General features: G+C 53.2%; 9 protein-coding genes. 8 read left to right on the forward strand and 1 reads right to left on the reverse strand.

Features of this window, described 5'->3' with window-relative positions:
* Positions 1-185: 185 nt before the first annotated feature.
* Positions 186-1,622 (reverse strand): DHA2 family efflux MFS transporter permease subunit, encoded by a 1,437-nt coding sequence (locus PKO01S_RS12430; protein ID WP_407669648.1) that lies wholly within the window; start codon positions 1,620-1,622, stop codon positions 186-188.
* Positions 1,623-1,909: 287 nt separating this feature from the next.
* On the opposite strand from PKO01S_RS12430, the gene PKO01S_RS12435 reads away from it, so the two are divergent.
* The 8 genes from PKO01S_RS12435 (at position 1,910) to PKO01S_RS12470 (ending at position 10,727) form a co-directional block, all read left to right on the forward strand.
* Entirely contained in the window at positions 1,910-2,509 is a 600-nt protein-coding gene (locus tag PKO01S_RS12435; protein ID WP_127531666.1) for a TetR/AcrR family transcriptional regulator, read from the forward strand.
* A gap of 225 nt (positions 2,510-2,734) precedes the next feature.
* Positions 2,735-3,649: a hypothetical protein gene (locus PKO01S_RS12440; protein ID WP_127531667.1), complete on the forward strand. Its 915-nt coding sequence runs from the start codon at positions 2,735-2,737 to the stop codon at positions 3,647-3,649.
* 55 nt (positions 3,650-3,704) lie between these two features.
* Positions 3,705-4,478 (forward strand): ABC transporter ATP-binding protein, encoded by a 774-nt coding sequence (locus PKO01S_RS12445; protein ID WP_127531668.1) that lies wholly within the window; start codon positions 3,705-3,707, stop codon positions 4,476-4,478.
* The gene (locus tag PKO01S_RS12450; RefSeq protein WP_127531669.1) at positions 4,450-5,202 is read left to right on the forward strand and encodes an ABC transporter permease; all 753 of its coding nucleotides are present in this window, start codon (positions 4,450-4,452) and stop codon (positions 5,200-5,202) included. Before PKO01S_RS12445 ends, PKO01S_RS12450 begins: the two co-directional genes overlap by 29 nt.
* 11 nt (positions 5,203-5,213) lie before the next feature.
* Complete coding sequence (locus PKO01S_RS12455; protein WP_127531670.1) at positions 5,214-6,704, forward strand: sensor histidine kinase; 1,491 nt, start codon at positions 5,214-5,216, stop codon at positions 6,702-6,704.
* Complete coding sequence (locus PKO01S_RS12460) at positions 6,701-7,387, forward strand: response regulator transcription factor (protein ID WP_127531671.1); 687 nt, start codon at positions 6,701-6,703, stop codon at positions 7,385-7,387. The genes PKO01S_RS12455 and PKO01S_RS12460 overlap by 4 nt, the downstream gene beginning before the upstream one ends.
* 68 nt (positions 7,388-7,455) lie before the next feature.
* Positions 7,456-8,262 (forward strand): polysaccharide deacetylase family protein, encoded by an 807-nt coding sequence (locus PKO01S_RS12465; protein ID WP_127531672.1) that lies wholly within the window; start codon positions 7,456-7,458, stop codon positions 8,260-8,262.
* A 467-nt stretch (positions 8,263-8,729) separates the two neighbouring features.
* Complete coding sequence (locus PKO01S_RS12470; RefSeq protein ID WP_127531673.1) at positions 8,730-10,727, forward strand: endo-1,4-beta-xylanase; 1,998 nt, start codon at positions 8,730-8,732, stop codon at positions 10,725-10,727.
* Positions 10,728-11,288 lie beyond the last annotated feature (561 nt).

Here is an 11,288-nt window from a genome sequence, read left to right on the forward strand (position 1 = left end):
AAAGCCTGCACATTATGCATTCCTGGATGCATCCCCTGCGAATGGTGGAGAAAATTCTGCACAATATGCAGGAATCGAAACGGAACGCTTCATCGAGATGGCCGTAAGTAAAAAAGGCGGAGCCAAGAGTAACCTCTTGGCTCCGCCTCCGACAGGCGCGCTATTATTGCGGCCTCACCTTTAAATTATGCTTCCTGCACTGACGCTTTTTTCAGCGCGTTCTTGGACTCCGGCTCTTCCGCCTGCGCTACGCGCTTAATGAAGAACGAAAGCAGCAGTCCGACGATGCCGATCGCGATAATGACAAGGTATGCATCGTTGATCCCTTCGATCTGAGCATGCGTAGCCAGCTGTTCCTTCGTCCAGCCTTGCGCCGCGCCCGAGGTTATCCAATCCTTGGCGTGCGTCGCAGCTCGGTTGGTCATGATTGTTACGAGCAGCGCCGTGCCGACGGCGCCGGCCACTTGCCTAATCGTGTTGGAGATCGCTGTGCCGTGTGCATTCAGTCGCTGCGGCAGTTGGTTCAAGCCCGCCGTCTGAATCGGCATCATGAACAACGCCATACCGATACGGCGGCCGGTCGACATAAGCACGAGATACGTAAAGCTCGTCGAATCCGTCAGATTGATGAAGCCGAGAGTCGTTACGATCGTAATGGCGAGACCGACAACGGCCAGCCATTTGGCTCCGAACCGGTCGAACAGTTTGCCGGCGACCGGCATCATGAAGCCCATAATAAGCGCACCAGGGAGCATGAGCAAGCCGGACTCGATCGCGGTGTATCCGCGTGCGCCTTGCAGGTACAATGGAAGCAGCATCATGTCCGCATACATGACCATCGTTACCGCAATATTAATGATAGTTGTCAATGTGAACATATTATACTTGAACGCTCTCAGATCAAGCAGCGGATTGCTGGACATCAGCTGGCGCAGCGTGAACAAGACCAGTGCCACGACGCCTCCTACAATGGGGAGGATAACTTCCGCGCTCGACCAGCCTTTCGAGCCGGCACTGCTGAAACCGTACAGCAAGGCGCCGAATCCAATGGTGGACAAGACGACGCTGAGAATGTCGATCTTCGACTTTACCGTCTCCGATACGTTGCGCAAATAAATATAACCAAGTGCAATGACGATGATCGCGAGCGGAATCATGCCGTAGAACATCGTTTCCCATTTGTAGTTCTCCAGAACGTATCCGGCAAGCGTAGGTCCAATAGCCGGAGCGAAAATAATCGCAAGCCCGACCATGCCCATTGCGCCGCCCCTCTTCTCAGGAGGGAACAACGTCAAAATGACGTTCATCAAGAGCGGCATAATGATGCCGGCTCCGGCAGCTTGAATCATACGGCCGGTTAGAAGAACAGGGAATCCGGTTGCTAAGGCGGATACGATCGTGCCGACGAAGAACGTCAGCATCGAGGTCAGGAACAACTGACGGGTCGTAAACCGCTGCATGAGATATGCCGTAATCGGAATCAATACGCCGTTCACCAGCAAATAACCCGTTGTCAGCCATTGTGCGGTCGCTGCCGTTATGCTGAAGTCTTTCATCAATTCCGGCGTCGCAACGCTCATAATCGTCTGGTTCAACGTTGCAAGAAAGGCGCCTATGATCATGATGAATAAGATCGTACCGCTTTTAAGTGTGCCGCTAGACGTTTCTTTTCTCTCTCTCACTCCACTCATCCCTTTCCTTTTTCTCGTAGACTAAATTTACAACCTGTTGTATAGTCAACAAAGTATGAATTAGATTATATACCGATCCTTAAGGTTTACAAGCAACGGTTTCGTCTCAAGTGTCAATTAGTTTACGGTTATTTAATGTTGTGTATATTAAGTTCCGGATATACGACGGAACGGGGTGAATTGTAGCTTACATTAAGGGTTGAAAGGAATGAAACGGGATGGAGAATCGCAAACAAACGACGGACCCTCGTATTGTCAGGACGCGCCAGCTTATCCGGGAAGCGTTCGTCGAACTGCTTCAGGAGATGGACATCGAGAAAATATCGGTCAATCGGATCGCAGAACGTGCAACGATTAACCGTGTCACCTTCTATCTGCACTACAAGGACATTCCGGATATGATGGATAAAATGGCGGACGAGATGATCGATCATATCACGCGTATATTGAACGGTCCGGCGGACGCGGCTTGGACGCCTAAGACAGAAGGCGAGTGGCCGCTGCTGGAGAAGCTGCTCGAGCATATCGCCGAGAATTCGAAGTTCTATAAGGTCGTGCTCGCCTCGAGGCGGACACCGATTTTTACGGAACGGCTGCTTCGGCTGTTGACGGGCATCATTACAGACCGGATCGAACGTATCGGCAGTGATTACCTGACGGCAGCAGGCATTCAGAAGGATATCGCCATCTGGTACAGCTCTTCGGCCTTGATCGGCACCATCGTCTCTTGGCTGCGCAAAGATATGCCTTATTCACCGCGCTATCTGGCGGAACAGTTCCGGTTAATCCGCACGAACGTGCATCATCATAAAGCATGAGCTTAGCTTCTTATTGAATGGTGAAAAAGACAGGCGAATGTTCTTACGATCGCAGACTTCTTTGCCATAAAAACAAACAACTCCCGGCCGAAGCCGGGAGTTTATTTTTTGTTAATCTTTTGCTTCTTTTCTCTTAATACTCGTTTCTCGGCATTTCAGATTTGCCCTCTATTATTGGTTATGGGTAGCAGAGATGCACCACAATCGTGAAGGAGGCAATAAAAGATGAAGAAGAAAGTGTGGATCATTGGGACGGGATTGGTAGTGGGGAGCGCGCTGATGGTTTCCTCGGCATTTGCGAACATGGGAGACGCACGCGGCTACGAAGCATACAAGACGGCACTGAAGACGACGGCGGCGGTGGATAATGCGACGCAGCATATCGTATTGTCGGTCCGGGATAACGGCAGCGAGCTGCTGAACGTGGACGCAACGGTTAAGGAAAGCCAGTCCGGAAGCGCCGTCAGCAGCAAGACGTCCATTCGTACGGGAGCGGAAACGGCGGCAATCGATTTCTATAAGCAGCAGGAAGGCATGATCATCAAGAATTCTCGCAGCGACATCTACAACGTGGTGAAAGGCGAGAACGAGCAAGACGACCAAGAACGGGAGTGGAACGGTGACCCGGCGTTCGATCAGAGCGTGGAGAAAATCATCGATGCTCTCGTCGGCAATGTGAAAAACAACTTCACCTTGAGCGAAGCATCCGGCGGCCGGACTACGGTCGAGATGAAATTGGCCGGTTCGCAAATTCCGACGGCAGCCAACGTCATCGGTTCGATCATCGTGAAAGAGGCGTTAAGCGGCAAGCACTCGCAGGCGGAACATGGCTCGAAGCAGCCAGAGGCGGCCGAACTGCTGGGTCTGGACCTCAAACAGCTTGATCCTCATCTTCCTCAGCTGTCCGATCAGGTCAATATCGACCAAATTACACTGCATGCCAACATCGATGAGCATCATTACGTAACAGATCAGACGCTCGAATTGACCGTGTCGGGCAAAGACGCAAGCGGACACGCGCATAAGCTGGTCGTAAGCGCGGATATCGGCATCAGCGGCATTGATACGACGGTTCCGGATAAGGTCGATCTTGCGGGCAAGAAAGTCAAAGTCATCGAAGAAGCCGACCTGAAAGAGTAGTAAGGAAGCAAGAGGGCGGCTGACCGGCCGCTCTCTATCGCAGAGGGGGAGCATGATGGAAGAAGGAACGGTTCTGGACATATGCGGCTTATCCAAAACGTACAAAAACAAACGGGGAGTCGACCGTATCTCGATCCAAGTATCGCAAGGGGACGTATATGGTCTCTTCGGGCCGAACGGCGCCGGCAAGACGACGGTTATGAAAGCAGCGACCGGCTTGATGAAAGCCGATCAAGGCATCATTCGGCTGTTCGGGCACGATGTGGCAGTCGATCATGAGGCGGCTATGAATCAGGTAGGTGTATTAATCGAGAAGCCTGCGCTTCTCGAGTATATGACGGGTTACAAAAATTTGGAGCTGGCCGCCAGATTATATCCTCGCCTGCCTAAAGCGCGGATCGATGAAGCGCTTGCTCTCGTCGGATTGGAAGCGCACGGCCGCGAGAAGGTCGCGCATTATTCGCTGGGCATGAAGCAGCGGCTCGGCATTGCATCCGCGCTGCTGTCGAAGCCGAGGCTGCTCATTCTGGATGAGCCGACCAACGGACTGGATATCGAAGGCATGATCGAGATGCGGTCGCTTATTGCGCAGCTTGCCCGCGAGGAACGGATGACGTTCTTTCTGTCCAGCCATCTCATCACGGAGATGGAGTTGGTATGCAATAGGATCGGCATTGTGTACGGCGGCAGGCTGATTCAAGAGGGAACGATCGATGAGCTGCTGCAGAGCGGCGGCCAGACGCAATCGCTCGAGAGCTTCTATGTTAGCCGAATTCAAGCAGTAAGGGAGGAAGAGCGGAATGGAGCTGTTGAAGCGGGCCGCCGTTAATGAGCTGGATAAATTATTAGCCAAAGGGAAAACGAAGCTGTTTCTTCTGCTGACCGGGCTGCTTCCGGTAATCGGGATGCCGATTGTCTTGCAGCTGCAAAATATGTTCGGTGTTACAGGTGTAGGCCGGGATCAGTACCCGATCGCCGTATTGAATATGATGACGCTGTTCATCGTGCCGCTCACCGTATTTATGAATGCTTCCGATATGTTCTCCGGGGAGCTCGGCGACAAGACGATACGATCCATGCTGGTCAGGCCGGTAAGCCGTATGAAAATTTTCGCTTCAAAGCTGCTCGCCTTGTTCGCGGCAGTTGCTGTACAGCTAGGTCTCGCCGGACTTGTATCGGCAGGCGCATCCTTCTTTCTCCCCGCAGCGGGCAGTATCGGCCAAGGGATGGCGGAGGCTGCACTAGCCTATGCGGCGGCAGCGCTGCCGATGTTCGTCTTATGCATCGCGGCAGCCGTGCTTGCGCAAGGGTTCAAGAATGCGAGCGGCGCGCTGGCCGTCCTCATTTTATTGTACGGGGCGCTTAAGCTGCTCGAATATATTTTCCCGCATGTCATGGCGTTCTCGCCCACCGCGTATACGGATTGGCATTCCTTATGGATTGGGGGTTCCGTTTCGTTCGGCAAGCTGTTTACTATATTTAACTTTTTGGCAGGATGCGGTATAGTGATGTATGCATTGGGATATATGGCGTTCGATAACAAAGAAGTTTAGGAGAGATCGTTATGTCGATCCGGATTCGTCTCTTGCTGTCTTATCTGGTCATGCTGATCGTACCGCTTGTGCTGCTCAGCATCGCTGCCATTATTCTATTATTCACTGTACTAGGGGATCTGAGCTCCGTATTCACGCTGGATACGACCAACAAGAACCCGGTCGCGGCGGTTATCGGCGAGGAAGCCGACATCGCGGCTGACATTCGTGACCGAATTGATCACAATCCGGAGTCGCTGCTTGATGGAACGCTGCAGCAATCCTACGATAATCGGCTGAATAAAATTAATATGGGACTTGTCGTACGCATGGATGATCAGATTCACTATACGTCCCGCAATCTGCAAGAAACGAAGGTCGCCGCACATTTGCCTCCGTATGAAGACAGTGTCGTCTCGGAGCCGAAGACGATGATCGTGGATCTGGGCGACAATGACTGGGTGCTGGACCGGCAATATAATTTTGAACTGAACGGCGCTAAAGGAAGCTATTATTTGTTGTTCAACCTTGATTTCGTAGGCTTTCTGTTAGCCAAGTTTTCGAAAATGTTCCTGATCACATTGCTTATCATTCTTGCCGTTGTGAACGGCATTCTGACGTATTTCGTATCGCGAAGCATCATTCGGCCGCTCCGCAAGCTGCAGCGTGCGGCGGAACAAATTAAAGAAGGCAATCTGACCGCTCCGGTCGTCCCGGAATCGAAGGACGAGATTGGCACGCTTGCCGCCTCGTTCGAGGCGATGCGCGTCAGGCTGAAGGAATCGGTTGAGCTGCAGCTGCAGTACGAGGACAACCGCAAAAGCTTAGTCTCGAATATTACTCATGATTTGAAATCTCCGGTAGCTGCCATACGAGCTTATGTAGAAGGAATCATGGACGGCGTGGCCAGTACGCCTGAGATGCTTGACCAGTATGTCAAGACGATTCACCGGAAGGCGGTCCATATGGACCGGCTGATCGATGAGCTGTTCCTATTCTCGAAGCTGGATTTGAAAGGGCTGCCGTTTCATTATGAACAAGTCGACCTGGCGTCGTTCCTGGCGGATTGTGCGGAAGAGCTCCAGTTGGATGTTGAGAAGCAAGGCGTGAAGCTGGAGTATAAACCGGCCGTTAAGCAAGGGACGGCCATCGTGACCGCCGACCGCGACAAGCTGAAGCGGGTCATGGTGAATATCATCGAGAATGCGGTGAAATATTCCGACAAGGCGGACGGCGGTGTCTGGATCGAGCTGAAGGAGACGGATGAGCGCTACGATATCGTCGTGAAGGATAACGGCAAAGGCATATCGCCCGAGGCGCTGCCCTTTATTTTCGACCGCTTCTACCGGGCCGACACTTCGCGTAACGTAGATACCGGCGGGAGCGGCCTAGGACTTGCGATCGCCCGGCATATCGTAGAAGAGCATGGAGGCACGATTACAGCGGCCAGCGAGCCGGGAATCGGCACGGTGATCATGATTACTCTTAGGAAACCGACGGATCGGGGGCTTGCGGCAGGATGAAGCGTATTCTCATTATTGAAGACGATACGAGCATGGCGAATTTGGTACGCGATTATTTGACCATCCATCAATATGAAGCCCATATCGAAACAACCGGCGACAAGGGGCTGAGCCGGGCGCTCGATGAACCGTTCGACCTCATCGTCCTCGATCTGATGCTGCCGGTAGTCGACGGCTTCGAAATATGCCGCAAGCTGCGCAGTCAGCTAGACATTCCGATTGTTATGATGTCGGCCAAGAAGGAAGATATCGATAAAATCCGGGGGCTCGGACTCGGTGCCGACGATTACGTCGTGAAGCCGTTCAGCCCGAGCGAGCTCGTTGCCCGCGTTAATGCTCATCTTTCCCGTTATGAGCGTCTATCGGGAAGCGCGCGGAAGCGGGAGGAAATTCAAATTCGGGGCCTGCTGATCGATACGGCGTCCCGGCGTGTCTATGTGAACAACAAGGAAGTAACCTTCACCACGAAGGAATTCGATCTGCTGGCGTATTTGGCATCGAACCCTAACCGCGTCTTCAGCAAGGAACAGCTGTATGATCAGCTGTGGGGCATGGACGCGTACGGCGACCTGACGACGGTCACGGTCCATATTCGCAGAATCAGGGAAAAGATCGAGGCGGACACAGCCAACTCGCAGTACATCGATACGATATGGGGAGCCGGATACCGGTTCAAGGTATAACGGTGCGAACGTATAAATGAGAGCAGAATAGTAGTCATTTCAACACGATTATAGGAGGCTGCACCGGTATGCCCAGCATCTTGTTATGTTATCCCGGCGGGCGCCATAAAGCGTTGACGCTTAGCTACGACGACGGGAATATCGCGGACCGCAAGCTCGTTGCTATGTTGAACCGGTACGGAATCCGGGGGACGTTCCATCTTAACTCCGGGCTGCTCGATACCGGCGACCGCATCACGGCACTGGAAGTCCGTTCGTTGTATGAAGGACACGAGGTGTCGGCGCATACGCTGACGCATCCGACGATCGAGCGCTGCCCAAGCGAGCAGATCGTCCACGAAGTGATGGAGGACCGCAAACGATTGGAGCGGCTTGCCGGCTGTGCGGTTCGAGGCATGTCTTATCCGAACGGTTCGTACAACGACAGAGTGAAGCGGATCGTGAAGGAGCTGGGAATCGAATACTCGCGCATCGTCGGCGACAGCATGCAGTTTGGTCTGCCGGACGATTGGCTGGAGTGGGAGCCGACGTGCCATCATAATAACAATCTGATGAGTCTGACCGAACAATTCGTTCAGTTGGACAAAAAGCAGTATTTGTACCTGATGTATGTGTGGGGCCATAGCTATGAATTCGACCGGGACTCCAATTGGGAGCTGTTCGAACGGTTCTGTCAGCTTGCCGGCGGGCGCAGCGACATCTGGTATGCGACGAACATCGAGATCGTCGATTATATGAAAGCATACGAGCAGTTGAAGTTTTCGGCCGATTTGTCGTTCGTTTATAATCCGATGGCGGCGAGCGTCTGGCTGAGCGTGGACGGCCGGATCGTGGAAGCGGGAAGCGGAACGCATACGATGCTGAGCTCGAAATAGTAGATTCGTTAAAGGATAGATTGCATAGAGCAGTCCTAGGTCATGGAGACATGACCTGGGGCTGCTTTTTATTTTGGATCAAGTTGGAAATAATCTGGAAGAGGATTCGACCATACGACGTGGATTACGACGGTGTTAGGTGTCGGCTACAGGTTCATGTCGGCAGATTGACGGAAGTGATCCTTAAGCATTATTTCAGGAGGCCTAGTTCGCTGGGCGTCCTTTTTGTTCAATGTTTCATACCAAGTGCCTAAGAAATAGAATGTCGAATTTTCAACCTATAATTTCTAGAGAAAATGCTATATTTTCCTAAGTTTATTCTAGTGGATGGGGCTCGTATAATTATAGATTGTAAGCGCTATCCGGGTAGTGAAGGAGGATCGTTCACAACGTTGTGCAGCTAGCTGACAGATGTCTATGCTCACAGATCAGACATAATATTTTCCGAAAATGATAGGAGGATGATTATGTTAACCGTGAAGTCCAAGTCAGTGAATTTATTACTCGCATTCGCATTGGTCGCATCTTTATTCGCATTGCAGGCTCAGCAGAAAGCGCATGCAGCAATGGCGACAGGATCTAAGTTCGTGGGCAACATCATCGCGGGCAGCGTGCCGTCCAACTTCGGTACGTACTGGAACCAAGTGACGCCGGAGAACGGAACGAAGTGGGGCTCCGTCGAAGGAAGCCGCAACTCGATGAACTGGTCGCAAGCGGATATCTCATTCAACTATGCCAAAACCAACGGGCTGCCTTTCAAATTCCATACGCTCGTATGGGGAAGCCAAGAGCCGGGCTGGATCTCCGGACTGTCTGCGGCTGATCAGAAGGCGGAAGTGACGCAATGGATTCAAGCGGCGGCAGCCCGTTACGGCACCTCCGAATATGTAGACGTTGTCAATGAACCGCTTCATGCCAAGCCATCGTACCGCAACGCCATCGGCGGCGACGGTTCAACAGGCTGGGATTGGGTCATCTGGTCGTTCGAGCAGGCAAGACAAGCATTCCCGAACTCCAAGCTTCTCATTAACGATTATGGTATCATCGGCGATCCGAATGCGGCTGCTCAATATGTGACGATCATTAACTTGCTGAAAGCCAGAGGCCTTGTAGACGGCATCGGCATTCAGTGCCACTACTTCAACATGGATACGGTATCCGTGAGCACGATGAACAGCGTTCTGAACACGCTGTCGGCGACGGGATTGCCGATCTACGTATCGGAGCTCGACATGACGGGCGATGATGCGACGCAATTGTCCCGTTATCAGACGAAGTTCCCTGTTTTATATGAAAACTCGAACGTTAAAGGCATCACGCTGTGGGGCTATATCCAAGGCCAAACATGGGCAGACAACACGCACCTCGTAACGAGTTCTGGCGCTGAGCGTCCGGCGTTGACGTGGCTGAAGCAGTACCTTGGAAGCAATACGAACCCTACGGTTCCGGCAGCGCCTACGGGCTTGACGGCTACGGCGGGCAACGCGCAAGTGGCGCTGAGCTGGGCAGCATCGAGCGGCGCGACAAGCTATACGGTCAAGCGCGCGACGACGAGCGGCGGCACCTATACGAACGTGGCTACGAATGTCACGACGACGAGCTACACGGATACGGGCGTAACGAACGGCACGACGTACTACTATGTCGTCAGCGCATCGAATAGCGCAGGCTCCAGCGCCAACTCGGCGCAAGCAAGCGCTACGCCTACGGGCGGCACGACTCCGACGGTACCGGCAGCGCCTTCGGGCTTGACGGCAACGGCCGGCAACGCGCAAGTGGCGCTGAGCTGGGCAGCATCGACCGGCGCAACGAGCTACACGGTGAAACGCGCGACGACGAGTGGCGGCACTTATACGAACGTTGCGACGAACGTGACGGCGACGAGCTACACGGATACGAGCGTAACGAACGGCACGACGTACTACTACGTTGTCAGCGCATCGAACAGCGCCGGATCGAGCGCGAACTCGGCGCAAGCAAGCGCTACGCCTACGGGCGGCGGTACGACGCCGACGGGCTCGCTCGTCGCGCAGTACAAAGTGAATAACGCCAACGCGACGGACAACCAAATCTACGCAACGTTCAACATTAAGAACACGGGTACGAGCGCTGTTAACCTGAGCGACGTGAAGCTGCGTTACTACTTCACGAAGGACAGCTCGGCGACACTGAACTCGTACGTGGATTGGGCGCAAATCGGCGGCTCCAACGTAAACCGCGCATTCGTGAGCACGACGGGCACGAACGCCGATACGTATCTTGAGCTGTCGTTCAGCTCAGGCGCAGGCTCGATTCCGGCAGGCGGACAATCCGGCGACATCCAGATCCGCATCTCGAAGTCCGACTGGTCGAACTTCAACGAATCGAACGACTACTCGTTCGACGGCACGAAGTCGGCATTCGCCGACTGGAACAAAATTACGCTGCTGCAAAGCGGTACAGTCGTATGGGGCGTAGCTCCTTGATTGCAGGGTAGCGAAAGCGCAGCAAGAGGAAATCTTAATCAGGATGGGGCAGCATTGGGCTGCTTCATCCTGATTTTTTGTTGTGCTTGTGCTGGATGGTATGAGGAGGGGAGGCTTCTTCTGCACCGCGCGCTCCTCCGGGCGCGAGGTGCCGTCACGTCACGGGCCTTCTGTGGTCAAAGAGAAGGCGGCTTCTGCTTCGTTGTAATGTGTACAACGAGAATCGGTCGATTCGTTTCAAGTGGCAGGGTTCGTTGCAATATATACAACGAGCGAATGCGGATAACGGCTCGAAGAGTGTCTTTTGACGGTGGAGCTGTTTTTTGGGTTGTATAGAATACAATGAGACATTACTTTGGGGTGGAGTTGATTCAATTCATTGTACATTATGCAATGAAGGTTAAAGGGGAGCGTGCGTTTCGTTTACTTGATATTCTGCGTCGGGCTTTGCGGGCGTGCATGGGAGGTGATGCACCACATCGGGGAGAGCGCACTAGTTGAATTGCCTGCACAAAGTGCAGGCATAACGACCGGAGCGCTCCGCCGTATATGAATGCCTGT

The organism is Paenibacillus kobensis NBRC 15729 (genome assembly GCF_004000825.1).
Lineage (GTDB): Bacteria > Bacillota > Bacilli > Paenibacillales > Paenibacillaceae > Paenibacillus_T > Paenibacillus_T kobensis.